Source organism: Streptomyces sp. NPDC052225 (assembly GCF_040679615.1).
GTDB lineage: Bacteria > Actinomycetota > Actinomycetes > Streptomycetales > Streptomycetaceae > Streptomyces.
Map to the genome: position 1 here is coordinate 97,297 of NZ_JBFAVD010000011.1, position 25,788 is coordinate 123,084.

Sequence of the window (25,788 nt, forward strand, 5' to 3'; positions counted from 1 at the left end):
CGCCACATGACCACCCCCGCAGAGACCGGTTCCCATGATCGCGCCAGCATCCTGCTGGTCGACGACATGGAGGACAACCTGGTAGCCCTGGAAGCCGTCCTCGGAACACTCAACGAGCCCTTGGTGCGGGCCCGTTCGGGCGAGGAGGCCATGAAGGCGCTGCTGCGCCGACGCTTCGCCGTCGTGCTCCTGGACATCCGGATGCCCGGCATGGACGGCTTCGAGACGGCGACCAACATCAAGCGCCTGGACCAGACGAAGGACGTCCCGATCATCTTCCTCACGGGCACGGACGCGGACGCCGGCTATGCCTTCCGGGGCTACGCGACCGGCGCCGCCGACTACCTGACCAAGCCCTTCGACCCGTGGGTGCTGCGGGCCAAGGTCACCGTCTTCCTCGACCTGCACCGCAAGAACCGCCAGCTGGAGCGGCTGCTGGCGCGCGAACAGCAGCAGTTCGAGAGCCTGGCCGCCCGGATGGACTCGATCGAGCACAGCCTGGCCGCCCATCCGAACCCGGAGGTGAACCAACTGCGCACGCACCTCGCGGAGATGGAGGAAACGTTGCGCACGATGCGCCGCCCCTGACCGGGACGACGCATCGTCGGGCGACTCCGCCTAGCCTTCGCGGCTTCCCGCGTACATCTCGTCGAGCAGCTCCTTGTACTCCCGCTCGACGACCGGCCGCTTCAGCTTGAGGCTGGGCGTCAACTCGCCGTGCTCGATGTCGAGATCACGCGGCAGCAGCTTGAACTTCTTGATGGTCTGCCAGCGCTGGAGCCCCTGGTTCAGCTCCTTCACGTAGCCCTCGACGAGCTGCACCGTGGCGGGCGCGGCCACGACATCGGCGTACGACTTGCCCTCCAGCCCGTTCTCCTTGGCCCAGTCGAGGATCGCGGGCTCGTCGAGCGCGATGAGCGCGGTGCAGAAGTTCCGGTCGGCGCCGTGCACCAGGATGTTGGAGACGTACGGGCACACCGCCTTGAACTGGCCCTCGACCTCGGCGGGCGCGATGTACTTGCCGCCGGACGTCTTGATGAGGTCCTTCTTGCGGTCGGTGATCCTCAGGTACCCGTCCACGGACAGCTCACCGATGTCCCCGGTGTGGAACCAGCCGTCGCTCTCCAGGACTTCGGCGGTCTTCTCGGGCAGCCCGTGGTAGCCGGCCATGATGCCGGGGCCGCGCAGCAGGATCTCGCCGTCGTCCGCGATCCGTACGTCCGTGCCGGGCAGCGGCTTGCCGACGGTCCCGGTCCGGTACGCCTCACCGGGGTTGACGAAGGAGGCGGCCGACGACTCGGTCAGCCCGTACCCCTCCAGGATGTGAACTCCCGCGCCGGCGAAGAAGTATCCGATCTCGGGCGCGAGCGCGGCGGACCCCGACACACAGGCCCGCAGCCGCCCGCCGAACGCCTCGCGCAGCTTGCTGTAGACGAGCGCGTCGGCGACCTTGTGCTTGGCCCCGAGCCCGAAGGGCACCGAACTCACGCCGGTCCTGCGGAAGTTGTCCTGGCTGACCTTCGCGTACTCGCGCGCGACACCGGCCGCCCACTGGAAGATCTTGTACTTGGCGTTGCCCCCGGCGCGCGCCTTCGCGGCGACGCCGTTGTAGACCTTCTCGAAGATGCGCGGCACGGCGGCCATGTACGTGGGCTGCACGATCGGCAGGTTCTCGATGATCTTGTCGACGCGCCCGTCGACCGCCGTCACGTGCCCGACCTCGATCTGCCCGCTGGTGAGCACCTTGCCGAAGACGTGCGCGAGCGGCAGCCACAGGTACTGCACGTCGTCCGGACCGACGAGCCCGGTCGCCGCGATCGCCTTCGCCATGTACGACCAGTTGTCGTGCGGGAGCCGAACGCCCTTGGGGCGCCCGGTCGTTCCCGAGGTGTAGATGAGCGTGGCCAGCTGTTCCTTCTGGATCGCCCCGACCCGCTCCTTGACGACCTCGGGGTTCTTCTCCAGGTAGGCGGCGCCGCGCGCCTCCAGGTCCTCCAGGGTGAGCAGCCATCCGTCGGGGTCGGCGGCGTCGGGCTCGACCCCGGTCGCGTCGATCACCACGACGTGCGCGAGCTCGGGCAGCTCGGCCCGCTGCTCGCGCGCCTTGGCGAGCTGCGCCGCGTCCTCCGCGACGAGCACCTTCGACCCGGAGTCGGAGAGGATGAACGCCGACTCCTCGGCGTTGGTCTGCGGGTAGATCGTCGTGGTCGCCGCGCCCGCGCACATGATGCCGAGGTCGGCGAGGATCCACTCGACCCGCGTCGAGGCGGCGAGCGCCACCCGCTCCTCCGGCTGCACCCCGAGCTCGACCAGGCCGGCGGCGATGGAGTAGACACGCTGCGCGGCCTGCGCCCAGCTCAGCGACTTCCACTCGTCGGGTCCTTCACCGGCGGCGGGCACCGGGTAGCGGTACGCCTCGGCATCCGGTGTGGCCGCCACGCGCTCCAGGAAGAGAGACGCCACAGAGGGCGGACGGTTCTCGATCAGGGTCTGTGTGTCGCTCACGACGTCCTCCGGGCCCGCGGCGGTGCGGCTGGCTTGTTTAACTGGCGAGTAACTATGGAGCAGTGATCAGGGTAAGCGTCACTCGCCCGCCGCGTAAGAGGCACCGGCCCTCAACTTCCACCGGGCCGTCCCAGCGGCCTCCGCCCACACAGGGCCCACACAAAAGCGGTGGGCCCGCCACGCCTGTGCGCGCCGGGCCCACCGCTGGGGCACGTCCTCCGCCGAACCTGCCGGTAAGGCCGTCCGGGTTACTTCTTGCCCTTGCCGCCACCGGAGTCGTCGCTGGACAGAACCGCGATGAAGGCTTCCTGCGGCACCTCGACGGAGCCGACCATCTTCATGCGCTTCTTGCCTTCCTTCTGCTTCTCGAGCAGCTTCCGCTTACGGGAGATGTCACCGCCGTAGCACTTGGCGAGGACGTCCTTGCGGATGGCGCGAATGGTCTCGCGGGCGATGACCCGGGAGCCGATCGCGGCCTGGATCGGCACCTCGAAGGCCTGGCGCGGGATGAGCTCGCGCAGCTTGGCGACGAGCCGGACGCCGTAGGAGTAGGCCGCGTCCCGGTGCGTGATCGCCGAGAACGCGTCGACCTTGTCGCCGTGCAGCAGGATGTCGACCTTGACCAGGTTGGCGGTCTGCTCGCCGGTGGGCTCGTAGTCGAGCGAGGCGTAGCCGCGGGTCTTGGACTTCAGCTGGTCGAAGAAGTCGAAGACGATCTCCGCGAGGGGCAGCGTGTAGCGGATCTCGACCCGGTCCTCGGAGAGGTAGTCCATGCCGAGCAGCACACCGCGCCGGGTCTGGCACAGCTCCATGATCGAGCCGATGAACTCGGACGGCGCGAGAATGGTGGCGCGCACGACCGGCTCGTAGACCTTGTCGATCTTCCCCTCGGGGAACTCGCTCGGGTTGGTGACGACGTGCTCGGAGCCGTCCTCCATGTCGACGCGGTAGACCACGTTCGGCGCGGTGGCGATCAGGTCGAGCCCGAACTCGCGCTCCAGGCGCTCACGGATCACGTCGAGGTGCAGCAGGCCGAGGAAGCCGACGCGGAAGCCGAAGCCGAGTGCGGCCGAGGTCTCCGGCTCGTACACCAGCGCGGCGTCGTTGAGCTGAAGCTTGTCGAGGGCGTCGCGCAGCTCGGGGTAGTCCGAGCCGTCCAGCGGATACAGCCCCGAGAAGACCATCGGCTTCGGGTCCTTGTAGCCGCCGAGGGCCTCCGTCGCGCCGTTGTGCAGGGAGGTGATCGTGTCACCGACCTTGGACTGGCGGACGTCCTTCACGCCGGTGATCAGGTAGCCCACCTCGCCGACGCCGAGGCCGTCGGCCGCCAGCATCTCGGGCGAGTTCGTCCCGATCTCGAGCAGCTCGTGGGTGGCGCCGGTCGACATCATGCGGATGCGCTCGCGCTTGTTGAGCTGGCCGTCGATGACACGGACGTACGTGACGACGCCACGGTACGAGTCGTAGACCGAGTCGAAGATCATCGCGCGGGCGGGGGCGTCGGCGACGCCGACCGGCGCGGGGATCTCGGCGACGACCTTGTCGAGCAGCGCGTCGACGCCGATGCCGGTCTTCGCGGAGACCTTGAGCACGTCCTCGGGCTGGCAGCCGATGAGGTTGGCCAGCTCCTCGGAGAACTTCTCGGGCTGGGCGGCCGGCAGGTCGATCTTGTTGAGCACCGGGATGATCTTGAGGTCGTTCTCCATCGCCAGGTACAGGTTGGCGAGGGTCTGGGCCTCGATGCCCTGGGCGGCGTCGACGAGCAGGACCGTGCCCTCGCACGCGGCGAGCGAGCGCGAGACCTCGTACGTGAAGTCCACGTGGCCCGGGGTGTCGATCATGTTGAGGATGTGCGTCTTGCCGGGGTCGTCGGTGGGCGCCCACGGCAGACGCACGGCCTGGGACTTGATCGTGATGCCGCGCTCGCGCTCGATGTCCATCCGGTCGAGATACTGAGCACGCATCTGCCGCTGCTCGACCACACCGGTCAGCTGGAGCATGCGGTCGGCGAGCGTGGACTTGCCGTGGTCGATGTGCGCGATGATGCAGAAATTGCGGATCAGAGCCGGGTCGGTACGGCTCGGCTCGGGCACATTCTTAGGGGTCGCGGGCACGCAGGGTCCTGTCTCTTGAGGCGCCTTATGCCTCGGGTCGGATCGATACGTAGCTTCCATGGTCCCACGGCGGCGGGACTGCGCCGGGTTTGGGCCGGTGGGAGTACGGCTGGTACCGTGGGCAGCTGTGTCTCATGCCCTCTCAGCGCGAGGCACACTCGGTAAAAATCATCGGTACGGGTCCTTCGCGGGCCTGTGCCTGAACCTGAAAAGGCTCATTTCGTGGCGAACATCAAGTCCCAGATCAAGCGGATCAAGACCAACGAGAAGGCTCGGCTGCGCAACAAGGCCGTCAAGTCCTCCCTGAAGACCGCGATCCGCAAGGCCCGCGAGGCCGCTGCCGCGGGTGACGTCGAGAAGGCCACCGTCGCCGCGCGCGAGGCCGCGCGCAAGCTCGACAAGGCCGCCTCGAAGGGCGTCATCCACAAGAACCAGGCCGCCAACAAGAAGTCGGCGCTTGCTTCGCAGGTCGCGTCCATCAAGGCCTGAACCTGACGTTCGGGGCTCGTCCCCGGACACCTGATCTGAACGCCGGAAGGACCCGGGCGGGCCCTCTCTCATCCGCCCCCGACCGGCCCCCGAGCCGCACGCGGCCTGCGTTCGCCACGCGGGTGCGGCTCACCTCATGCGTGACCCGAGGCCCCGACCAGGTTTCCTGGCCGGGGCCTCGGTGTGTCCGTACCGGCCCGTCCGGCGTTTGAGGACGAGGCCGTCCAGGCCGAAGGGGGTCTGGGGGCGCAGCCCTCAGGGACGGGAAGGGAAGGGGCGGCGGGGGCGAGATTCAGCGGTTGCGTCCGGCCCGCGCGGCCCGCGCGACGGTGACCACGGCCTTCTCCAGGGCGTATCCCGGGTCGTCCCCACCGCCCTTGACGCCGGCGTCGGCCTCGGCCACGGCACGCAGCGCCATGGCGACCCCGTCCGGCGTCCAGCCCCGCATCTGCTGACGCACCCGGTCGATCTTCCACGGCGGCATCCCGAGCTCCCGCGCCAGATCCGCGGGGCGCCCGCCCCGCGCGGACGAGAGCTTCCCGATGGCCCGCACGCCCTGCGCCAGCGCACTGGTGATCATCACCGGTGCGACGCCGGTCGCGAGCGACCACCGCAGCGCCTCCAGCGCCTCGGCGGCCCGGCCCTCCACGGCCCGGTCGGCGACGGTGAAGCTGGAGGCCTCGGCCCGCCCCGTGTAGTAGCGGCCGACGACGGCCTCGTCGATCGTCCCCTCGATGTCGGAGACGAGCTGCGTGGCGGCGGAGGCCAGCTCGCGCAGGTCACTGCCGATCGCGTCGACCAGGGCCTGGCACGCCTCGGGGGTCGCGGAGCGGCCGAGCGCGCGGAACTCGCCGCGCACGAACGCCAGCCGGTCCGCCGGCTTGGTCATCTTGGGGCAGGCCACCTCGCGCGCCCCGGCCTTGCGGGCGGCGTCGAGCAGCCCCTTGCCCTTGGCGCCGCCGGCGTGCAGCAGGACCAGCGTGATCTCTTCGACGGGCGAGCCGAAGTACGCCTTCACGTCCTTGATCGTGTCGGCCGACAGGTCGTGCGCATTGCGCACGACGACGACCTTGCGCTCGGCGAACAGCGACGGGCTGGTCAGCTCGGCGAGCGTGCCGGGCTGCACCTGGTCCGGCGTGAGGTCCCGTACGTCCGTGTCCGCGTCGGCGGCACGCGCGGCCGCCACCACCTGCTGCACCGCGCGGTCGAGCAGCAGATCCTCCTGGCCCACCGCGACGGTGACGGGGGCGAGCGGGTCGTCGTGTGCAGTGTTCCTGGCCATCGCGGTCAAGCATCCCACGCGGCACTGACAACCCGGCCCGCCCGCCTAAGAGCCCGACGCCCGGCTCACTGCTCCTCGCGCCAGCCGTCCCACTCGCCGGCGAACGCGTCCAGCTCGTCCGGGTCGAGCCGCCCCGCCGGGTCCTCGACGACGACCAGCCACTGCGCGTCCTCGGCGTCGTCCTCACCGGCCAGTGCGTCCCGTACGAGCTGGGGCTCCTCGGCGACCGCGAAACGCTCCTTCAGCGCCTCCGCGGCCTCGTCCGCGGCGTCGCGGTCCGGCAGCACCAGTACGTGTCTCTCATCGCTCACGGAACCATTTTCGGGCACGGCGGCGGTCACCCCGAACCGGGCCGGCGGTCAGCGGCTCGCGACCGTCAGCCCTGGGCACCACCCGTCAGCCCTGGGCACGACCCGTCAGCCCTTGGGCACGATCTGCACGTCCAGCTCGATCTTGACGCTGGAGCCGACGACGGCGATGCCCCTGGCCAGCATGGTCTGCCAGCTGACGGTGAAGTCGTCGCGGTGCAGCTCGACGGTGGCCCGGCAGGCGGCGCGGGTCTCGCCCTCCATGCCGTTGCCCAGGCCCAGGTACTCCGCGTCGAGGGTGACCGTGCGGGTCACACCGTGCAGGGTGAGCGCGCCGGGGATCGCCCAGCGGCTGCCGCCCTTGTGGATGAACCGCTCGCTGTAGAACTCCAGGGTCGGGAAGCGGTCGACGTCGAGGAAGTCCGCGGACCTGAGGTGGTCGTCGCGCATCTTCACGTTCGTGTCGATGGACGAGGCGTCGATGACGACGTGCATCGCGGACTGCTCGATACGGTCGGCGACGCGCAGCGCCCCGGCGAACGTGTTGAAGCGACCGTGGATCCGGGCGAGCCCGATGTGCCGTGCCGTGAACGCGATCGAGGAGTGCATCGGCTCGATCTCCCAGTCGCCGGACCGCGGCAGCTGCGGCGGCGGGGTGACCTGGAGCGTCACGTCACCGAGGGAGGCGTGGCCGCTCTCCGCGACGGTCGCGTTGGCCCGGTAGGGCGCGTACCCCTCGGCGGAGACGGCGAGCCGGTAGTCACCGGCGGGCACGGCCGCCATGAAGGAGCCGAACGGGTCGGTGCCCCCGCTGACCACCTTGCGCCCCATCGCGTCGCTCACCGCGAACTCGGCGCCGCGCACCGGCTCGTTGACCGGGTCGAGAACGCGACAGGTGAGCACCCCCGCGCTGGGCGGCATCGTCAACGCCGCCAGTGGACTTGTCCGTTGAGCCCGGTTCGTACGGTTTCCCAGCCAGCGGCCGAACATGAACTACCCACCCCAGGTGTGCCTTGACAACGTCCGTCACTACTTCAACGAAGAAGCATTCGATCACCGTTGCGGCTTTCGAGGCAACACGGGCCCACATCGCAAGAATGCCGAGGTAGGTGCACAGCTGCCCCCGAGTGCGCCGAATTACCCCCTCCGGTTGACATTTCGGCAGGTCAGAGGCATTTCTACTCACGGGTAGCAACAGCTCGGGCACGGTCCGCCGAACTCCTTGTCATACGCACCGACACCTCGTCACCCAGGGCGCGCACCCCATGACACGCAGCACCCTCGCGGTTCGTCGCGGGGATCGCCCCGCCCTCACCGCCTCTCCCCGCACCCCTGAGGGGGCACGATCACCGACCTATATGCGCCACCTCCAGCCCCGCCCCGCCGGCTCGCCCCGTCGTCCCCCGGCCCTCCCCCACGTCGCCCTCCCCCACGACGGCGACCGCTCCGTCCCGGTCGGTCCGCAGCACCGCCGCTCCGCGGTCCCGCAACGCCTCGACCGTGCTCGGCGCCGGGTGGCCATAGGGGTTGTCCACGCCACAGCTGATGAGCGCGAGCCGGGGCGCGGCCCGGCGCAGCAGCTCCGGGTCCTGGTACGCCGATCCGTGGTGGGCGACCTTGAGCACGTCCACCGGCGGAAGCCCGTCCGCGCCCGCTCTCAACAGGGCCCGCTGCGCCGCAGGTTCGAGATCGCCGAGGAGCAGCAGGGTCAGACCCGCGGTGCGCACGAGCAGCGTGACGCTCGCCTCGTTGGGCCCGTCGGGGGCGGGTGCCGGGCGGGCCTGCGGCCACAGCACCTGCCAGTCGAGCGGCCCGGCCCTGCGCCGCTCGCCCGCCACCGCCCGGGTCACCGGAATCCCGCGCGCCGCCGCGAGGGCCAGGACGGACGCCGCCTGGTCCGCGGGCTGCGCGAACCCTGTCGTCTCGATCGCCCCGACCGAGCGCCCCCGCAACACCCCCGCGAGCCCCGCCACATGGTCCGCGTGGAAGTGCGTCAGCACCACGAGGGGGACAGTGGTGATGCCCAGCGACCGCAGACACCGGTCCACGAGCAACGGGTCGGGCCCCGCGTCCACCACCACCCCCGCCCCCGCTCCCGCCGCGAGCACGAGCGCGTCCCCCTGCCCCACGTCGCACATGACCAGGCGCCACCCCGGCGGCGGCCACCCCGTGACGATCCGGGTCAACGGCGCCGGCTGGACGAGCACCAGAAGCAGCACCAGTACGCAGATCCCGCTGATCCAGGGCGACTTGAGCACTCTACGCCCGACCACGACGAGTACCGCCGTCCCGAGTGCGAGCAGCGCACCCCCTCGCCAGCCGCCCGGCCAGTCCACCCCGCTGCCCGGCAACGAGGCCCCGGTGCGGGCGATGTCCACGATCCACCCCGCGGGCCAGCCGGCGCACCAGGCAAGGAACTCGGCCACCGGCATCGCCACCGGCGCGGCCGCCAGCGCCCCGAACCCGAGCACCGTCGCCGGAGCCACGGCGAACTCCGCGAGGAGGTTGCACGGCACCGCCACCAGACTCACCCGCGCCGCGAGCACGGCGACCACCGGCGCGCACAGAGTCTGGGCGGCAGCGGCGGCCCCGAGCGCCTCGGCGAGCCGCGCCGGAACGCCGCGTCCGCGCAGCGCCGCGCTCCATCGAGGCGCCAGCGTCAGCAGCGCCCCGGTCGCGAGCACCGACAGCAGGAACCCATAACTCCGCGCCAGCCACGGGTCGTACAGGACGAGCAGCAGGACGGCCGTGGCGAGCGCCGGGATCAGCGATCTGCGGCGCCCGGTGGCGACGGCGAGCAGCGCGATCAGCCCGCAGGACGCGGCGCGCAGCACGCTCGGTTCGGGCCGGCACACCACGACGAAGCCGAGCGTGAGCGCCCCGCCCAGCAGCGCCGTCGACCGCAGCGACAGTCCGACGCGGGGCGCGATGCCCCGCCGCTCGACCCGGTGCGCGGTGCCGGGCGGACCGATCAACAGGGCCAGCAGAATGGTGAAGTTGGCTCCGCTGACGGCCATCAAATGCAGCAGATCCGTCGCCTGGAAAGCCGCGTGCAACTCCGGCGTGACCCGTGCCGTGTCGCCGACGACGAGGCCGGGCAGCAGGGCCCGCGCGTCCGCCGGCAATCCGTCCGTCGCCGCCCGCAGCCCCGCCCGCAGGGTCCCGGCCAGGCGCTGCGGCCCGCTCGGCGCAGCCACCACGTGCGGCCGCACCCCCGCCCCGACGCGCAGCACCGCGGCGATCTTCTCGCCGTCCCTGAGCGGGGGCGCGAGCCCGCCGCTCACGCGCAGCCGGGTGCTGGGCAGCAGGGCCAGCCAGGGGCCGGCGCCGGGGACATCGGCCCGGCCGTCAGCGCCGGGCCGGCCGACGGCGCCGGGCCGGCCGACGGCGTCAGCCCCGCCGTCCGCGCGCGCCGCATCGACCAGCACCAGTACAGGCGCCCGAGTCCGCGACTCGGCTCCGTCCGCCCTCGTCACCCGCACCACATCCGCCTCGACGAGCACCGCGGTCGGCGCCGCGTGGTCCCCTCGGATCCGCGGCCGCGTGAGCCGCGGGTCGGAGGTGACCTCCAGCTCGACGCTCACCCGGGCGTACCGGGCGGCCAGGGCAGGCAGCGGGCCACGGTGCAGATCGGCTGCGTGCAGCCCTGCGGAGGCGGCCGCCGCCGCGATGCACAGGAGCAGCACGGCCGCGGACGGGCGCCGCCACGACGCTTTCCCGCAGCGGCGTCCGCGTATCCGCTCCGCCACCAGCAGTCCCGCCCCCACGACCAGGCACACCACCGCCCCACCCGCCGACCAGCCGGCCGGCGCCGTCAGCGCGAGAGCCGCCGTCGCCCACGCCGCCAGGGCGGGCAGCACCAACCTCAGGTCCGGCGGCCCTTCTTGACGCGGGTCCGCGTCTCCGAGGCGCCCGACCACCTGCTGGAACTCGGCGCCCACCCGCTCGACTCTCCGCCCCCGCGCGGCCGTACGCGTCACAGCCCTGCGCGTCACAGCCCTCGGCGTCATCGCCCCGCGCTTCATGGCCGGACGAGATTCTGGAGGTCCTCGAAGCGGCGGTCCCCGATGCCGTTGACCTCGCGCAGTTCGTCGACCGAACGGAAACCGCCGTGCTCGGTGCGGTAGTCGATGATGTGCTGCGCCAGCACCGGGCCCACCCCCGGCAAGGTGTCGAGCTGCTCCACGGTGGCCGTGTTGAGCCCGATCGGCCCCGCCGACGCCGAGCCTGCCGGGGCGGCCGCGCCGCCCGGCCCGCCCGGTGGCGCCGCGGCCTCCGCCGGAGCCCCCACCAGCACCTGCTCGCCGTCCGTCAGCAGCCGCGCCCGGTTCAGCCCGGAGGTGTCGGTGCCTGGCCTGACTCCCCCGGCCGCCCGCAGCGCGTCCGCCACCCGTGCCCCCGCGGGCAGTCGGTGAACCCCCGGCTGCCGGACCTTGCCGCTGACGTCCACCACGATCCCGGCGCCGCCCCCGGTCGATGCCGCGGCGGACGGTTCCCCGATCTCGGGACCGCCCCGCGTCTGCCCGCTCCCCGACGGCCCGGCGTCCGCCGCGACCGCTTCCGGCGCCGCCGCACGCACGGCCTCGGGCGCCCGAACCGGTTGCGTGCGCCCGCTCCAGAAGTGCTGCACGGCGAAGAGGGCCAGCACACCGAGCACCACGGCCAGCGCCGTCGCGCCCCGCCGCTCGATCCCGCACCGCGTCTGCACCCACAGCGGCAGCCGGTCGCGCACGGCGAGCGCGGCCCGCTCCCGCCATGGGAGCACCGGCGGCCCGGGGTCCGGCTCAGGCCCGGGAGCGCGCGAAACCGGCTCGTCGTGTGCGGGGTTCCGCGCCCTGCCCTTCTGCGGCGCGGGAGCCTGCACGGGGTGCCTCTCGGGCGGCGCGAACAGCGCCTCCGCGCGCAATCGGGTCTGCTCCGCCGCGATGCGCCTGCGCCGCGTCCTCCGCCGAACGACGTGCCGGTGGCGGGCGCGGCTGTCGGATGCGGGGCCGCGCCCCGGCCCGCTGGATGCCTGTGCTGTCCGTGACAGTGATCGAAGTGCCATGCCACGAAACGGTAGGCACATCACCACGGCTCAGTGGATCTTGGTCAATTCCCGGGGAGAACCCGGCAGTTGTGGATAACTCGACCGCCCGGACCGGTGAAAACCCGGGGACCCGCCCCGGGAAGCCGCCCCGGGGACCGGTGCTCGCCCCTACGACCGAGGCGAGACCACCGCGCCCAACAGCCCCGGCCCGGTGTGCGCCCCGATCACCGCCCCCACCTCGCTGACGTGCAGCTCGCCGAGGTTGGGCACCCGCTCGCGCAGCCAGTCCGCCAGCACCTGGGCCCGCTCCGGCGCGGCCAGGTGATGGACGGCGATGTCCACCTGCCCGTCGCCCGCGCGCTCGGCGACGATCTCCTGCAACCGGGCGATCGCCTTCGACGCCGTGCGGACCTTCTCCAGGAGTTCGATGCGGCCGCCGTCGAGCTGGAGCAGCGGCTTGACCGCGAGCGCGGACCCGAACAGTGCCTGCGCGGCACCGATCCGCCCGCCGCGCCGCAGGTAGTCCAGGGTGTCGACGTAGAAATACGCGGAGGTGCCCGCGGCCCGCTTCTCCGCGGCCAGCACCGCCTCGTCGACGGTGCCTCCGGCGTCGGCCGCCTCCACCGCCGCCAGGGCGCAGAAGCCGAGGGCCATCGCCACCATCCCGGTGTCCACGACGCGCACCGGCACCGGCGCCTCGCGCGCGGCGAGCACCGCGGCGTCGTACGTGCCGGAGATCTCGGACGACAGATGCAGCGAGACGATGCCGGTGACGCCGGTCTCGGCGACCTTGCGGTAGGTCTCGGCGAACAGTTCGGGGGAGGGTCTCGACGTGGTCACCGAGCGGCGCTTGCGCAGCGCCTCGGCGACCGAGCGGGCGGAGATCTCCGTACCCTCCTCGAGCGCCTGGTCGCCCAGAACCACGGTCAGCGGCACCGCCGTGATGTTGTGGCGCTCCATCGTCCGCTGCGGCAGGTAGGCCGTTGAATCGGTGACGATCGCGACATGGCGGGACATGCACCGGAGGTTACCCGCCGGGGCCCGTCGACGGCAGCCCGGCCCCTCTGGGCGGCCCGTCGGCCGTGCCGGCCGGCCAGGGTCAAGTCGTGCTCTCGGGACGGGGTTTCTTCTGCCACGGATACACCGGCCGCACACCCGGCGGGGTGATCGCGGGCTTGCTCGGCTCCTGCGCGGGTCCCGCGTCGCGCGACGCCTGCCGCGCGGCCCGCGGCGGCTCGGTCGGCTCCGTCGTCCAGTGCCGCAGCGCTCCGGCCTCCAGGTCGATCTGCGTGCTCAGCGAGTCCAGGTCGTCGCCGGCGAACCGGGTGGCCCGGTCCCGCGCGGCGTGGCGCAGGGCGTCGGCCGAGTTCGTGATCTGCTCCGTACGCGCCCGCAGCTCCGGCAGCAGCCGTGCCACGTGGGCCTTGTCGGGCTCGCTCTCCAGCCGCTTGAGCTCGGCGTCCACCTCGTGCCCGTGCGCGCTGAGGCGCTCGAAGAGGCCGACGGACTCCTGGAGCGAGGCGTCCTCGGCCACGCGCGCGTGCAGTGCGTCCTGAGTGGCCCGCATGGAGGTGCGCAGCCTCAGCCGCAGCTGGGCCAGCTCGCTCGCCGCCCCCGGCTGGAACGTCTTGGCCCGCAAGGTGGTGTCCTCCACCGTGCGCCGGGCCTGCGCGACCGTGCGGTCCACACCGCGCTTGGCGGCGCCGACCGCCTTCACCGTCGCGTACGCCCCGAGCACCAAGAACGCGACGAAGAGCAGCGCCACGATCACAAGCACGACTTCCATGGCGCTCCTCCACATCGTCCGCCGACCGGTCGGCCGCCGGTCTTCCCCGTCCCACCGGCTCCACCGGCTCCACCGTCTCCACCGTAAACGGAACAGGCAGGCCGGGGGTTCCAGCGGAACCCCCAACCTGCCCGTAGGGAAGAACCCCGAGTGCCTTACGCAGGCACGATGTTCACCAGCTTCGGCGCCCGCACGATGACCTTGCGGATGCCGGCGCCGTCCAGCGCCGCGACGACCTTCTCGTCGGCCAGGGCGGCCTTCTCCAGCTCCGCGTCCGAGATCGACGGGGAGACCTCCAGGCGCGCCTTGACCTTGCCCTTGATCTGCACGACGCAGGTGACGGCCTCATCGACGACGTAGGCGGGGTCGGCGACCGGGAAGTCCTGGTGGACGACCGAGTCGGCGTGGCCCAGCTTGCGCCACAGCTCCTCGGCGACGTGCGGGGCCAGCGGCGCGACCAGCAGCACCAGACGCTCGGCGACCGAGCGCGGCAGGGAGCCGCCCGCGTACGACTTGACCAGGTGGTTGTTCAGCTCGGTGACCTTGGCGATGGCGGTGTTGAACCGCATGCCCGCCAGGTCGCCGCGCACCGCGTCGATCGCCTTGTGCAGAGCGCGCAGGGTGGCCGCGTCGATGTCCGCCTCGGCGACGTCCACGACGGTGACCTCGCCGGTCTCCTCGTCGACGATGTTGCGCCACAGGCGCTGGAGCAGGCGGAACTGGCCGACCACCGCGCGCGTGTCCCACGGACGCGACACGTCCAGGGGGCCCATCGCCATCTCGTACAGACGCAGCGTGTCCGCGCCGTACTCCGCGCAGATCTCGTCCGGCGTGACGGCGTTCTTCAGGGACTTGCCCATCTTGCCCAGCAGCCGGGAGACCTTCTCGCCCTCGTAGTAGTAAGCGCCGTCGCGCTCCTCCACCTCGGCGGCCGGTACGGCGATACCGCGCGCGTCCCTGTAGACGTACGCCTGGATCATGCCCTGGTTGAACAGCTTGTGGAACGGCTCGGCCGACGAGACGTGGCCCAGGTCGAACAGCACCTTCGACCAGAAGCGCGCGTACAGCAGGTGCAGCACCGCGTGCTCGGCGCCGCCCACATACAGGTCGACACCGCCGGTGGGCATGCCCTCGCGGGGGCCCATCCAGTACTGCTCGACCTCCGGGTCGACCAGCTTCTCGCTGTTGTGCGGGTCCAGGTAGCGCAGCTCGTACCAGCAGGAGCCCGCCCAGTTGGGCATGGTGTTGGTCTCGCGGCGGTACCTCTTGGGGCCGTCACCCAGGTCCAGGGTGACGTTCACCCAGTCCTCGTTGCGCGACAGCGGCGTCTCGGGCTCGGTGTCGGCGTCCTCCGGGTCGAAGGTCCGCGGGGTGTAGTCGTCGACCTCCGGCAGCTCCAGCGGCAGCATCGACTCGGGCAGCGCGTGGGCGATGCCGTCCTCGTCGTAGACGATCGGGAAGGGCTCGCCCCAGTAGCGCTGGCGGCTGAACAGCCAGTCGCGCAGCCGGAAGTTGACCGTGCCGTGGCCGATGCCCTTGCGCTCCAGCCACTCGGTCATCCGCGCCTTGGCGTCGGCGACGCCCAGACCGTCCACGGAGATGTCGTCGCCGCTGGAGTTCACCAGCTTCGCCTCGTACGCGACGAACGCGTCGTCCCACGTCGAGGGGTCGGTGCCGCGGTCGTCCGACGGCTCGACGACACAGCGCATCGGCAGCTCGAAGGCGCGCGCGAAGGCGAAGTCGCGGGCGTCGTGCGCCGGTACGGCCATGATCGCGCCGGTGCCGTAGCCCATCAGCACGTAGTCGGCGATGAAGACGGGAACCTTTTCGCCGCTGACGGGATTGATGGCGTACGCGCCGGTGAAGACGCCGGTCTTGTCCTTGGCCTCGGCCTGGCGCTCGACGTCCGACTTGGATGCGGCCTGCTTGCGGTACGCGGCGACGGCCTCGGCGGGGGTGGCGTGCCCGCCCGTCCACACGTCGTGCGTGCCCTCGGGCCACGCGGCCGGGGTGATCTTCTCGACCAGGTCGTGCTCGGGCGCCAGCACCATGTAGGTGGCGCCGAACAGCGTGTCCTGGCGGGTCGAGAAGACGGTGATGGCCTCGTCGCCGACGGCGAAGTCGATCCGGGCGCCCTCGGAGCGGCCGATCCAGTTGCGCTGCTGCAGCTTGATGGCCTCGGGCCAGTCCAGGCCGTCCAGGTCGTCCAGCAGGCGGTCCGCGTAGGCGGTGATGCGCATGTTCCACTGGCGCAGCTTCGCCTTGAAGACGGGGAAGTTGCCGCGCTCGGAGCGGCCGTCGGCGGTGACCTCCTCGTTGGCCAGGACGGTGCCCAGGCCCGGCGCCCAGTTCACGGGCGCGTCGGAGGCGTACGCCAGGCGGTACTCGCCCAGGATGTCGGCGCGCTCGGCCTCGCTCAGACCGGCCCAGTCACCGCCGCCGGGCACAGCGCGCTCACCGGTCTCGAACTGCTTGACCAGCTCGGCGATCGGGCGGGCCTTCTTCAGGTCCTCGTCGTACCAGGAGTTGAAGATCTGCAGGAAGATCCACTGCGTCCACTTGTAGTACTCCGGGTCGATCGTGGCGAACGACCGGCGCTTGTCGTGCCCCAGACCCAGGGCGCGCAGCTGCGCCTTCATGTTCTCCATGTTGGCCTCGGTCGACGTGCGCGGGTGGGTGCCCGTCTGCACGGCGTACTGCTCGGCCGGCAGGCCGAACGCGTCGAAGCCCAGGGTGTGCAGCACGTTGTGCCCGGTCATGCGCTGGAAGCGCGCGAAGACGTCCGTGGCGATGTAGCCCAGCGGGTGACCGACGTGCAGCCCCGCACCCGAGGGGTACGGGAACATGTCCATGATGAACTTCTTGGGCCGGGCGGCGACCTCCGGGTCACCGGCCAGGTCACCCGTCGGGTTCGGCGCCTCATAGGTGCCGTTCTCGTCCCAGAAGTCCTGCCAGCGTGCCTCGATGTCGGCGGCCATGGCCGCCGTGTAGCGGTGCGGCGCGACCGCCGCCTCGGAAGGGGCGGCGGTATTCGTCTCGCTCATGATCCTCAAAGCTCCATCGATCGTCTCTGCCGGCGGCCCGTGCCTAGGAAATGAAAAAGCCCCTCGCACAGGAGGGGACGCCGCGCCGATGCCGACCTCACGCCCGGGGGCGGGTCGGGACTGATCAGCGCGGCTCGCTAAGCAGAAGGCGTACGGCACGCATGGCGTCAGGGTACCGCAGGCCTCGCGCGGGCCGCGACGGGCTTCTTCCCGCCCCACCGAGGGCCAAGGGTTACTCCGCGTACCGCCCGCTATCGGGGCAACACAAAGACCGGGCGTCGTCTAGATAACGGCGAGATAACTCAAACCTCGTACTGGCTGGTATTCATCGACCTAGAGTGCGGGCTGTGGGTCCACTGTGCCGAACCATTCGGAGTCGCCCCCATGAACCCTCGAACGCTGAACCATCTGAACTCCCCACGTACACAGAGGAGTTCAGGCACTACTAGAAGCAGCCGCCGCAGGACAACGGGGGTGTTGAGCGCGGCGGCCCTCGCCCTCGTACCCGTGGTCGTGGTCACAGGGAGCGACGCCTTCCGGGCGGCCCTCGACTTCACCACGGGCGTGCTCTCGCTGGTCTCCCTCACCGCGTCCGTGGTGTGGGGCCTGGTCGCGTCCGACCGCCTCTTCCTGACCTCCCGGCAGCGGCTGCTCGCCCAGGCCGTGCACCGGGCCACCGCGGTCGCCTCGATCGGCTTCCTGCTGCTGCACGTCAGCGTGAAGCTGGCGCTCGCCCATGTGACGCTCATCGGGGCGCTGATCCCCTTCGGGACGGGCGTCGCCGGCAGCAGCGGCCTGATCGGCCTGGGCGTGCTCGCGGGCCTCCTGATGGTGGCCACCGGCGTCACCGGCGCGCTGCGCAGTTCGATGGCCTCCCCGGCCCGCCTCGCCGCCCGCTGGCGCGCGACCCACATGCTCGCCTACCCGGCCTGGTGCATGGCCCTCGTGCACGGCTTGTATGCGGGCCGCGCCCCGAAGACGTACGTGATCGTCCTGTACTGCCTGTGCCTGCTCGCCGTCACCGGTGCGGTGGGCCTGCGCTCGGCTCCGCTGTCGGTCAAGCGCAAGGTGGCGGCGCGCATCCTGGAGTTCCTCGACCGCGGTCCGCGCGCGCCCCGTGACGTGGCCGAGCAGCCGCTGCCCGCCACCGCGCCTCCCTTGTCGGCCGCCGACGCCCCGGCCCGGCCCGCATCCGCCCCGGCCGGAGTGGGCTTCGCGGCCGCCTACCGCGCCGTCTCCGCCGCGCCCCGCGCGGAGGCCGCCACGCAATCGATGCCCTACGTAGACGTGGACCACGTGGTACCGGCCCAGACCGTCTACACGGAACCCGGGGAACCGGCGCCCACCCAGCGCTGGCCGGCCCCGTCCCCGCCGCCTCCCGCCGAGGCGCCCCGCTCGGCGTACGACCCGGCGTACGACACCCCTTATGGAGGCGTGCCCACGTATCCACCCTCCTACGGGGACACCGCGAACAGCGGCACCTACCCAAGCGCCTACCAGGGCACTTATGAAGGCGCCTACGACGACGGCAGCCCCCGGACCGAACCGCTCCCCGACCCCTTCCAGGCCCCCACGCCCGGCGAGCCCTGGACCACGCCCTACGGAGGCACGCAGTGAACACGGCGCTGCCCGACGTCCCCGAAGTCCGCGTCGTCGGCCTTCCCCAGCTCACGTCGGGGTTCGACCTCATGGAGCGCCTCGACCTCGACATGCACCTGAAGGTCCACGGCCCGCTGGAACCCCTGGCGGGCGAGCCGCTCGCGCGCCTGGCGCAGGCGGTGTCGCTGCGCGGGCGGGGCGGTGCGGGCTTCCCGTTCGCCAAGAAGCTGCGCGCCGTCGCCGAGTCGGCGATCCGGCGCGGCGTGCGCCCCGTGGTCGTCGTCAACGGCAGCGAGGACGAACCCGCCTGCCGCAAGGACACCGTCCTGATCAACCGGGCCCCGCACCTGATCCTGGACGGCGCCCTCCTGGTCGCCGAGGCGCTCGGCGCCCGCACCCTGATCGTGGGCGTGACCCGCGACTCCACCGAGGCATCCATGCGGGCGGCGCTCGCCGAGCGCGGTCTGACGAACCGCCGCAGCGCTCCGCTCCGCGCGCGCGTGCAGCGCAATCCCGTACGCATGGTGACGGGCGAGTCATCGGCGCTGATCCGCTCCGCGGACGGCGGCCCGCCGATGCCGCCCGGCCGCAAGGTGCGCGCCTCCGACTCCGGGGTCGGCGGCGCCCCGACGCTGCTGTCGAACGCCGAGACGTTCGCGCAGCTCGCCGTCGCCGCCCGCACGGGCCCCGAGCGCTACTGCCGCACGGGCCTGCACGACGAGCCCGGCACGATCCTTCTGACGCTCTCCGGGGCGGTCGCACGCCCGATGGTCCTGGAAGTCCCCTCCGGCGTACCGCTGCGCTACGTCCTCCAGCTCGCCGGCGCTCCCCCGCTGCCCCAGGGCGTCCTCACGGGCGGCTATCACGGCAAGTGGCTGGACGGGGTCGGCGCGCAGGACGCGATCGTCTCCCGGGCCTCTCTGGAGGCGTGCGGCGGCGCCCTGGGCGCGGGCGCGATCCTGCCGATCGGTCCGGACACCTGCCCGCTCGGCGAGTCGCTGAAGGTGGCGCAATGGCTCGCGTCGGAGAGCGCGGGCCAGTGCGGCCCCTGCTACCTCGGTCTTCCGGCGGCGGCGCGCGGCCTGGAGGACGTCCTGAACGGCGGCGGCCCCACGGCCCTGGAGGCGCTGCGCGAGGTCACCCGCGCGGTGAAGCGCCGCGGCGCGTGCAAGCACCCCGACGGTTCGGCGGCGTTCATCGAGTCGACGATCGCGGCGTTCACCGACGACCTGGCCGCGCACGTCCTGGGAGCCGGGTGCGGACGGCCGGTGCGCGGTGTGCTGCCGCTGCACAATCAAGCCCCGGCGAGTGCGGCGCCGAGCGGCAAGCGTCTCGCCGTCGACTGGACGCTGTGCCAGGGCCACGGCCTGTGTGCGGACATCGCGCCGGAACTGCTCCAGATCGGCCCGGACGGCTTCCCGACGGTCGCCGAGGCGGCGGTGCCCCGCTACTCGGAGGCGAACGCGGTGCGTGCCGTCCGTCGCTGCCCGGCACTGGCCCTGCGCATCGAGGAGGACCCGGCGGCCGCCGCATCCCGGCTCGCCCTGCCGCCCGCACTGCCTCCGGGCCGCGGCCGTGCCCGCCGACAAGTAGGCAGGTAGCCGGCCGTCCCAAAAGGCCCACACACACGAAAGCGGGCCATCCGATTCGGATGGCCCGCTCTCAATTCCTGTGGAGCTAAGGAGAATTGAACTCCTGACCTCCTGCATGCCATGCAGGCGCTCTACCAACTGAGCTATAGCCCCTTGCTTGGGTTCCGCCCGGTCTCCCTGTCGGTTTCCCCGGCGGCGACGCCAACATTACACGGTCCCCCCGGTGCATCACCAAATCGTTTCCCGTCTGCCCCGGTCTGTAGGCAAAGGTGTCGGATACGACCACTACTGTCGCCTCACGTGACCGTGCTCGTCCTGCCCCGCACCCACCGCCGTGTGCCGCTCGCCCTGGGCGCCTGCCTGCTCTCGTTCACGGCCTTCTGGGTCGCGCAGCGCGCCGCCGACGTCTCGATGATCGACTTACTGGTCTACCGGGCGGAGGGAGCGACCGTACGGGAAGGAGGCGACCTGTATGCGCTGCGTACGACGCACGCCCGCCTGCCGACCACGTACCCGCCGTTCGCCGCCCTGCTGTTCACACCGCTGACGCTCCTGGACGTCGCGACCATGAAGGCCGCCGCGACCGTCGCGAACCTCGCCCTCCTCGTCGGGTTCACGCATCTCTCCTTGCGGCTCGTGGGCCGCCACGCGCGCGTGGAGCACGGTTTGTGGGTGGCGGCCGGCGCGGTGTGGTGCGAACCGGTGTGGACGACGCTGCGCTACGGGCAGATCAACCTGCTCCTCGCCGTGCTGGTCCTGTGGGATCTGACCCGGCGCCCCGGACACCGCTGGGCAGGTGTCGGCATCGGCGTCGCCGCGGCGATCAAGCTGACCCCCGCGCTCTTCGCCCTGTTCCTGCTCTGTACGGGGATCACGCAGGCGGTGCGGGGCGGTGCCTGGCGGCCGTGGCTGCGTCCCGCGCGCGCGGCGGCGTACGCGTTCCTCGGCACCACCGCGCTGACGGCGCTCGTCCTGCCGCACGACTCCGTCCGCTTCTGGACCCGGATGGTCTTCGAGGCGGGCCGGGTCGGCCACGCCGAGGACACCGCCAACCAGTCGCTGCGCGGCGCCCTGGCCCGGCTCCTGCACACCGGCGACCCGGGCCTGTGGTGGGCCGCTGCCGCCGCCGTGACGGGGGCGCTCGGCCTCGCCGTGGCGGTCGCGGCGGCGCTGCGCGGGCGGCAGGCCCAGGCCGTCCTGGCGTGCGCGGCGACGGCCCTCCTGGTCAGCCCGGTCTCCTGGTCGCACCACTGGGTCTGGTGCGTGCCGCTGACCCTGTTCGTCTGGGAGTCGGGGCGGCACCGCGCGGCCGCCTTCATGGCGCTGATCTTCTGCTCGTACGCCCTGTGGTGGGTTCCGCACGGTCACGGCAGGCCGGAACTGCACCAGGACGGTGGGCAGTTGGCGCTGTCGGCGCTCTACGTAGGGGCGGGCTGCGCCTTCCTGGCGCTCTGCGGGGTCAGGCTGTGGCGAACGAGTAGAACCGCTTGAGGGTGCAGTGCTCGTCCAGGAGGCGGCCGTAGATCGGCTCGCCCTCCAGTTCCCGATACGTCTCGATCGGGTCGCCCTTTATGATCAGCGCCCGCGCGCACTCCTCGCACCAGTACTGGTACTCCGGATTCACCGGCTCCATGTCGCGCACGATGGGCGTACCGCTGTCGCACCAGTCGCACTTTCTCCTGTGTGCACCCATGTCGATCCGCTCAGCTCCAGCTGTGGCCGCAGGCCGTGCACACGTACGAGATCCCGCCGTTGTCACCCAGCATCTGGGCGACATGGGAGGAGCCGCAGGACGGACAGTTGAGGAGATGCGGGGCGTCTCCCGGGACGGTGTCGGAAGGGGTCGGGGGCTCGGTGGATATCACTGCCACGCCGAGGCGGCGGTCGGCCTCCTCGTTGATGCTCAAGGGCATCGCGTACTCCCTCCCGTCGGGCCGTCTTCGTCGGTCGGACGCAGCCCCCTTCCGGCCGTCCGATTCTGCCACGGCCGGAGCAATACGGTCAGCGACGCCTGCGTACCAGTCCGGACACGGCACCCAGGACCGCCGCCCCCGCCAGCGCGTAAGCGCACACCAGGAGCGCGTCCGACGATGAGTACGCCCCCAAAGGCCCCGATGCCTCAACGCGATTGAGGAAAAGTGTCCCGAAGGCGGCCACGCCGACGAGCTGGCCGAGCTGGGTCACGGTGGCGAGCAGCCCGCTGGCGTCGGCCGCGTCCTCGGGCCGTACCGCGGCCAGGGCCCGGGTGAGCGTCGGGCTGAAGCCGAGCGCGAGACCGGCACCGACCGCCGCGAACGAGACATAGAGCCAGAATCCGGCCCCTGCCCCGTCGCGCAGCGCGAGCCCGGTGCCGAGGCTGCCGGCCGCCGCGAGGGCGAACCCGCCCGGGATCATGGCCCGTTGGCATCCCTCGGGCCAGCGCCGCCAGGTCAGCCCCACGACGCCGAACACCACGGCGATCGGCGCGAAGGTGAGCCCCGCGCGCAGCGCGCTGTAGCCGAGCCCGGTCTGGACGTGCAGGGTCAGCGTGAAGAGGTACCCGGCGTTGACCGCCATCACGGCGAGCACCCGGAAGACGGCGAGGCCGATGCCGGGCAGCGCGAGCACCCGCGGCGCGATCAGCGGGGCGCCGCCGCGCCGGGCGAGCGCGGCCTCGTAACCGCGGAACAGGGCGAACAGCACGGCGGACGCGGCGAGGCAGAGCCAGGACCACAGCGGCCAGTCCTCCTCCTGTCCGAGCACCAGCGGGACCGCGCACAGCGAGACGGCGCCGCCGAGCAGGACGAGCCCCGGCAGGTCGAGCGGCCGGCCGCGCCCCTGTCCACGGGCCTCGGCGCGGGGCAACTCCCGCCGCCCGAGCGCGAGCAGAACGAGGCCGACGGGCACGTTCACCAGGAACACCAGGCGCCAGCCGGTGCCGAAGAGGTCGGCCGCGACCAGCACCCCGCCGAGGACCTGCCCGGCCGCGGCGCCCACCGCGAGCACCGCGGAGTACGCGCCGAGCGCCCGCACCCGGGCCTGGCCCGCGAAGTGGCGCTGGATGAGGCTGAGCACCTGCGGGATCATCAGCGCGGAGCCGACGCCCTGCACCATGCGGAATGCGATCAACTCGCCGCCGCTCTGCGCCAGTCCGCAGGCCAGCGACGCCGCGGTGAACACGGCGAGCCCGCCGAGCATGAGCCGCCGGTGCCCGAACCGGCCGCCGAGCCGCGCGCCGGTGATCAGCAGGACCGCGTACGTGATGGTGTACCCGGCGACGACCAGCTGCAACGCGGCGCCGGACGCGTCGAGTTCGATACGGATCGTGGGCGCGGCGACGTTCACGATGAAGACGTCGAGCACCGCCATGAACTGGACGGCGAGGACCACCGCGAGCAGCAGCCCGCGACCGGTTGAGGGGCCGTTGTCAGTGCCAGGGGCTTTACTGGATCCGGGAGTTGGGGACTGCGGACTTTCCGGGAGGGTTGTCGTCATGCGTCGAGCCTGACGGCGATCGGATACGGGTAACGAGAGCCCGCTGATGCTGGTACTGGCACCACCCGGTAGGCGCCTTCCGGGGCCTGGCACGGGCGCACACGATGGGGGATGTGACGACGATGACCACGACGGATCACACGGCCGCGACGACGCACGCGGCCACGACGGCACACGCGACGACGGACCGCACACCACCCCGCCCGGACCGCACACCACCCCGCGGCCGCGACCGCCGCAGGACGCGGCCCGAGCTGGCCGCCTTCCTCAAGAGCCGCCGCGCCCGCGTCACTCCGGCCGACGTCGGCATGCCCGCGGGCCCCCGCAGGCGCACCCCTGGCCTGCGCCGCGAGGAGGTCGCGCAGCTCTCCGGCGTCGGCGTCACCTGGTACACGTGGCTGGAGCAGGGCCGCCCGATCAACGCGTCACCGCAGGTCCTGGACGCGGTGGCGCGCACGCTGCGGCTCGACCGGCCGGAGCGGGAGCATCTCTACCACCTGGCGGAGGTGGCGTACGAGCCGGCGCGGGAGGCCACCTCGGAGGTCGTCGGCCCCGACATCCAGGGCATCATCGACGCGCTCGACCCGCTGCCCGCGGTGGTCTACAACGCCCGGTTCGACCTCCTGACGACCAATGCCGCCTACCGCGCGCTGTTCATCCTCTCCCCCGAGACCCTGCCCCGGCTGCCGAACGCACTGCGGACGCTGTTCCTCGCCCCCGAGGCCACCTGCCCCCTGGTCCTGCGGGAGGCGGAACTGCCGGTGATGGTGGCGACCCTGCGGTCGGGATACGGGCGGCATGTGGGCGAGCCGGCCTGGGAGGACTTCATACGCGAGCTGGCCAAGGCCAGCCCGTACTTCGCCGAGCTCTGGGAGAGCGGCGACGTCGTCCCGCCGGGGCCGCGCGTGAAGGTCTTCCGGCACCGGGCGGTCGAGGGCGAGCTGCGGATGACGTCGGCCTCGCTGTCGATCAACGGAATGCCGGAGTGCCGGATCGTCGTGTACTCGCCGGTCGACGAGGAGACCCACGAGCTCCTGGCGGCGGTGCGTGCGGACAACGAAAAATCCCGCCCCTGACGGGACGGGATCTTCGGTTCCTTCGAATCGGAACTTTCTGTGGAGCTAAGGAGAATTGAACTCCTGACCTCCTGCATGCCATGCAGGCGCTCTACCAACTGAGCTATAGCCCCTTGCTTTCGTCCGCTCCCCCGGTCTTTCCCCCGGCGGGCCGAACAAGAAGAACTTTAGCCTGCGACCTGCCGGAAAGTGAAATCCGGTCCCTGCTGCCCGCAGGGACCGGCCACAACCGCCTCGACCAGGGACGACCGAGGTCTCAGTCGTCGTCGCCGAGGACCGGCTCCGGCAGTGTGCCGGCGTTGTGCTCGAGCAGCCGCCAGCCGCGCGCGCCCTCGCCGAGGACGGACCAGCAGCAGTTCGACAGACCGCCGAGCCCCTCCCAGTGGTGGGACTCGAGACCCAGGAGGCGACCGATGGTGGTGCGGATGGTGCCGCCGTGGCTGACCACGACGAGCAGGCCGTTGTCCGGGAGCTTGTCCGCGTGCCGCAGCACGACGGGCGCGGCGCGGTCGGCGACCTCGGTCTCCAGCTCGCCGCCGCCCCGGCGCACGCTCTCGCCGCGCTTCCACGCGGCGTACTGCTCGCCGTACCGGGCGATGATCTCCTCGTGCGTGAGGCCCTGCCACTCACCGGCGTACGTCTCGCGCAGACCCTGCTCGTAGGCGGCTTCCAGGCCGGTCAGGGAGGTCAGCTCGGCGGCGGTCGCAGCGGCCCGCTTGAGGTCGGAGGCCACGACGGCGTCCGGCTTCAGGGAGGCGAGGAGCCGGGCGGCGCGCTTGGCCTGCGCGACGCCGGTCTCGGTCAGCTCGATGTCCGTGGTGCCCTGGAAGCGGCGCTCCAGGTTCCAGGACGTCTGGCCGTGGCGCCACAGGACGATCCGGCGGCCGCGGTGTGAACCGCTGGTCAAAGGACCTCACCGCCGAATTCGCGGATCTCCTCCGCATCCTCGGCGGCCTGCTCGCGCTGCGCGTGCTCGGCGCCCTTGCCACGGGTGGCCTTGGCGTCGGCGGGCAGGTCCAGCTCGGGGCAGTCCTTCCACAGGCGCTCGAGGGCGTAGAAGACGCGCTCCTCGCTGTGCTGGACGTGGACGACGATGTCGACGTAGTCGAGCAGGATCCAGCGGGCGTCGCGGTCGCCCTCGCGGCGGACGGGCTTGGCGCCGAGCTCCTTGTTCAGGCGCTCCTCGATCTCGTCGACGATCGACTTGACCTGGCGGTCGTTGGGCGCGGACGCGAGCAGGAAGGCGTCCGTGATGGACAGCACGTCGCTGACGTCGTAGGCGATGATGTCGTGCGCGAGCTTGTCGGCTGCCGCCTGTGCGGCAGTGGTGATGAGCTCCAGGGAACGGTCAGTGGCGGTCACTACAAGGCTTTCCGTCGGGGGTCAGGATCCCCCGGGCGATGCCTGACGGGGGTACCTCAAGGGTCTCACGGACCGCCGTACTGCCTCACGGCCTTCCCGGCGCCCCCGATTCGGGGGCGCCGGGGCCG

General features: G+C 71.8%; 21 protein-coding genes and 2 tRNA genes. 6 read left to right on the forward strand and 17 right to left on the reverse strand.

Annotation, left to right across the window (positions count from 1 at the left end):
• Window positions 1–6: 6 nt before the first annotated feature.
• Window positions 7–588, forward strand: coding sequence for a response regulator (locus AB0L37_RS18305; RefSeq protein ID WP_365505910.1), 582 nt, complete (start codon window positions 7–9; stop codon window positions 586–588).
• Between the two features lie 30 nt (window positions 589–618).
• On the opposite strand, the gene AB0L37_RS18310 is transcribed toward AB0L37_RS18305, so the two are convergent.
• Both AB0L37_RS18310 and lepA read right to left on the reverse strand, forming a co-directional pair.
• Window positions 619–2,505, reverse strand: a complete 1,887-nt coding sequence (locus tag AB0L37_RS18310; RefSeq protein WP_365505913.1) for a long-chain fatty acid--CoA ligase — start codon at window positions 2,503–2,505, stop codon at window positions 619–621.
• Between the two features lie 248 nt (window positions 2,506–2,753).
• On the reverse strand, window positions 2,754–4,619 hold the full coding sequence (lepA, locus tag AB0L37_RS18315; protein WP_365505915.1) for a translation elongation factor 4: 1,866 nt from the start codon (window positions 4,617–4,619) through the stop codon (window positions 2,754–2,756).
• Between the two features lie 222 nt (window positions 4,620–4,841).
• Between lepA and rpsT the strand changes: the two genes are divergently transcribed.
• Window positions 4,842–5,108 carry a 30S ribosomal protein S20 gene (gene rpsT / locus AB0L37_RS18320; protein ID WP_338696377.1) on the forward strand — a complete coding sequence of 89 codons (267 nt, stop codon included), beginning with the start codon at window positions 4,842–4,844 and terminating at the stop codon, window positions 5,106–5,108.
• Between the two features lie 292 nt (window positions 5,109–5,400).
• Here the strand turns inward: rpsT and holA are convergent, their stop codons facing one another.
• The 8 genes from holA to leuS all read right to left on the reverse strand — a co-directional run bounded on the left by holA (window position 5,401) and on the right by leuS (window position 16,557).
• Window positions 5,401–6,390 carry a DNA polymerase III subunit delta gene (gene holA, locus AB0L37_RS18325; protein WP_365505918.1) on the reverse strand — a complete coding sequence of 330 codons (990 nt, stop codon included), beginning with the start codon at window positions 6,388–6,390 and terminating at the stop codon, window positions 5,401–5,403.
• Window positions 6,391–6,455: 65 nt separating this feature from the next.
• On the reverse strand, window positions 6,456–6,701 hold the full coding sequence (locus AB0L37_RS18330; protein WP_365505921.1) for a hypothetical protein: 246 nt from the start codon (window positions 6,699–6,701) through the stop codon (window positions 6,456–6,458).
• 105 nt (window positions 6,702–6,806) lie between these two features.
• On the reverse strand, window positions 6,807–7,688 hold the full coding sequence (locus AB0L37_RS18335) for a YceI family protein (RefSeq protein WP_365505924.1): 882 nt from the start codon (window positions 7,686–7,688) through the stop codon (window positions 6,807–6,809).
• Window positions 7,689–8,044: 356 nt separating this feature from the next.
• Window positions 8,045–10,639, reverse strand: a complete 2,595-nt coding sequence (locus AB0L37_RS18340) for a ComEC/Rec2 family competence protein (protein WP_365505926.1) — start codon at window positions 10,637–10,639, stop codon at window positions 8,045–8,047.
• A gap of 80 nt (window positions 10,640–10,719) precedes the next feature.
• Window positions 10,720–11,745 carry a ComEA family DNA-binding protein gene (locus AB0L37_RS18345; protein WP_365505928.1) on the reverse strand — a complete coding sequence of 342 codons (1,026 nt, stop codon included), beginning with the start codon at window positions 11,743–11,745 and terminating at the stop codon, window positions 10,720–10,722.
• 150 nt (window positions 11,746–11,895) lie between these two features.
• Entirely contained in the window at window positions 11,896–12,744 is an 849-nt protein-coding gene (locus AB0L37_RS18350; RefSeq protein WP_365505931.1) for a DegV family protein, read from the reverse strand.
• An 82-nt stretch (window positions 12,745–12,826) separates the two neighbouring features.
• A complete protein-coding gene (locus AB0L37_RS18355) occupies window positions 12,827–13,513 on the reverse strand; it encodes a hypothetical protein (RefSeq protein ID WP_365505934.1) in 687 nt (228 codons plus the stop codon).
• A 155-nt stretch (window positions 13,514–13,668) separates the two neighbouring features.
• Window positions 13,669–16,557 carry a leucine--tRNA ligase gene (gene leuS, locus AB0L37_RS18360; protein ID WP_365505936.1) on the reverse strand — a complete coding sequence of 963 codons (2,889 nt, stop codon included), beginning with the start codon at window positions 16,555–16,557 and terminating at the stop codon, window positions 13,669–13,671.
• A gap of 474 nt (window positions 16,558–17,031) precedes the next feature.
• Between leuS and AB0L37_RS18365 the strand changes: the two genes are divergently transcribed.
• Window positions 17,032–18,174 carry a cytochrome b/b6 domain-containing protein gene (locus AB0L37_RS18365; protein ID WP_365505939.1) on the forward strand — a complete coding sequence of 381 codons (1,143 nt, stop codon included), beginning with the start codon at window positions 17,032–17,034 and terminating at the stop codon, window positions 18,172–18,174.
• Window positions 18,171–19,757, forward strand: a complete 1,587-nt coding sequence (locus AB0L37_RS18370; RefSeq protein ID WP_365505942.1) for an NADH-ubiquinone oxidoreductase-F iron-sulfur binding region domain-containing protein — start codon at window positions 18,171–18,173, stop codon at window positions 19,755–19,757. The genes AB0L37_RS18365 and AB0L37_RS18370 overlap by 4 nt, the downstream gene beginning before the upstream one ends.
• A gap of 71 nt (window positions 19,758–19,828) precedes the next feature.
• Here the strand turns inward: AB0L37_RS18370 and AB0L37_RS18375 are convergent.
• A tRNA-Ala gene (locus AB0L37_RS18375) sits at window positions 19,829–19,901 on the reverse strand.
• Window positions 19,902–20,048: 147 nt separating this feature from the next.
• Here AB0L37_RS18375 and AB0L37_RS18380 point away from each other — a divergent pair.
• Entirely contained in the window at window positions 20,049–21,239 is a 1,191-nt protein-coding gene (locus AB0L37_RS18380) for a glycosyltransferase 87 family protein (protein ID WP_365505944.1), read from the forward strand.
• On the opposite strand, the gene AB0L37_RS18385 is transcribed toward AB0L37_RS18380, so the two are convergent.
• The 3 genes from AB0L37_RS18385 to AB0L37_RS18395 all read right to left on the reverse strand — a co-directional run bounded on the left by AB0L37_RS18385 (window position 21,208) and on the right by AB0L37_RS18395 (window position 23,222).
• Entirely contained in the window at window positions 21,208–21,441 is a 234-nt protein-coding gene (locus AB0L37_RS18385) for a hypothetical protein (protein WP_365505947.1), read from the reverse strand. The genes AB0L37_RS18380 and AB0L37_RS18385 overlap by 32 nt on opposite strands.
• Before the next feature lie 10 nt (window positions 21,442–21,451).
• Window positions 21,452–21,661, reverse strand: a complete 210-nt coding sequence (locus tag AB0L37_RS18390; protein ID WP_365505950.1) for a hypothetical protein — start codon at window positions 21,659–21,661, stop codon at window positions 21,452–21,454.
• An 88-nt stretch (window positions 21,662–21,749) separates the two neighbouring features.
• A complete protein-coding gene (locus AB0L37_RS18395) occupies window positions 21,750–23,222 on the reverse strand; it encodes an MFS transporter (protein ID WP_365505952.1) in 1,473 nt (490 codons plus the stop codon).
• 122 nt (window positions 23,223–23,344) lie between these two features.
• Between AB0L37_RS18395 and AB0L37_RS18400 the strand changes: the two genes are divergently transcribed.
• Complete coding sequence (locus AB0L37_RS18400) at window positions 23,345–24,298, forward strand: helix-turn-helix transcriptional regulator (protein ID WP_365505955.1); 954 nt, start codon at window positions 23,345–23,347, stop codon at window positions 24,296–24,298.
• 40 nt (window positions 24,299–24,338) lie between these two features.
• Here the strand turns inward: AB0L37_RS18400 and AB0L37_RS18405 are convergent.
• The 3 genes from AB0L37_RS18405 to rsfS form a co-directional block, all read right to left on the reverse strand.
• A tRNA-Ala gene (locus AB0L37_RS18405) sits at window positions 24,339–24,411 on the reverse strand.
• A gap of 143 nt (window positions 24,412–24,554) precedes the next feature.
• On the reverse strand, window positions 24,555–25,205 hold the full coding sequence (locus AB0L37_RS18410) for a histidine phosphatase family protein (protein WP_365505958.1): 651 nt from the start codon (window positions 25,203–25,205) through the stop codon (window positions 24,555–24,557).
• Window positions 25,202–25,660, reverse strand: a complete 459-nt coding sequence (gene rsfS / locus AB0L37_RS18415; RefSeq protein WP_365505961.1) for a ribosome silencing factor — start codon at window positions 25,658–25,660, stop codon at window positions 25,202–25,204. The genes AB0L37_RS18410 and rsfS overlap by 4 nt, the downstream gene beginning before the upstream one ends.
• Between the last annotated feature and the right edge of the window lie 128 nt (window positions 25,661–25,788).

What these genes read in the sequence shown, in the direction of transcription:
- AB0L37_RS18350 (WP_365505931.1), bottom strand. Translation starts at nt 12,744, where the DNA reads ATGTCCCGCCATGTCGCGATCGTCACCGATTCAACGGCCTACCTGCCG.
- leuS (WP_365505936.1), bottom strand. Translation starts at nt 16,557, where the DNA reads ATGAGCGAGACGAATACCGCCGCCCCTTCCGAGGCGGCGGTCGCGCCG.
- AB0L37_RS18400 (WP_365505955.1), top strand. Translation starts at nt 23,345, where the DNA reads ATGACCACGACGGATCACACGGCCGCGACGACGCACGCGGCCACGACG.
- AB0L37_RS18305 (WP_365505910.1), top strand. Translation starts at nt 7, where the DNA reads ATGACCACCCCCGCAGAGACCGGTTCCCATGATCGCGCCAGCATCCTG.
- holA (WP_365505918.1), bottom strand. Translation starts at nt 6,390, where the DNA reads ATGGCCAGGAACACTGCACACGACGACCCGCTCGCCCCCGTCACCGTC.
- AB0L37_RS18335 (WP_365505924.1), bottom strand. Translation starts at nt 7,688, where the DNA reads ATGTTCGGCCGCTGGCTGGGAAACCGTACGAACCGGGCTCAACGGACA.
- AB0L37_RS18390 (WP_365505950.1), bottom strand. Translation starts at nt 21,661, where the DNA reads ATGCCCTTGAGCATCAACGAGGAGGCCGACCGCCGCCTCGGCGTGGCA.
- AB0L37_RS18385 (WP_365505947.1), bottom strand. Translation starts at nt 21,441, where the DNA reads ATGGGTGCACACAGGAGAAAGTGCGACTGGTGCGACAGCGGTACGCCC.
- AB0L37_RS18395 (WP_365505952.1), bottom strand. Translation starts at nt 23,222, where the DNA reads ATGACGACAACCCTCCCGGAAAGTCCGCAGTCCCCAACTCCCGGATCC.
- AB0L37_RS18355 (WP_365505934.1), bottom strand. Translation starts at nt 13,513, where the DNA reads ATGGAAGTCGTGCTTGTGATCGTGGCGCTGCTCTTCGTCGCGTTCTTG.
- AB0L37_RS18345 (WP_365505928.1), bottom strand. Translation starts at nt 11,745, where the DNA reads ATGGCACTTCGATCACTGTCACGGACAGCACAGGCATCCAGCGGGCCG.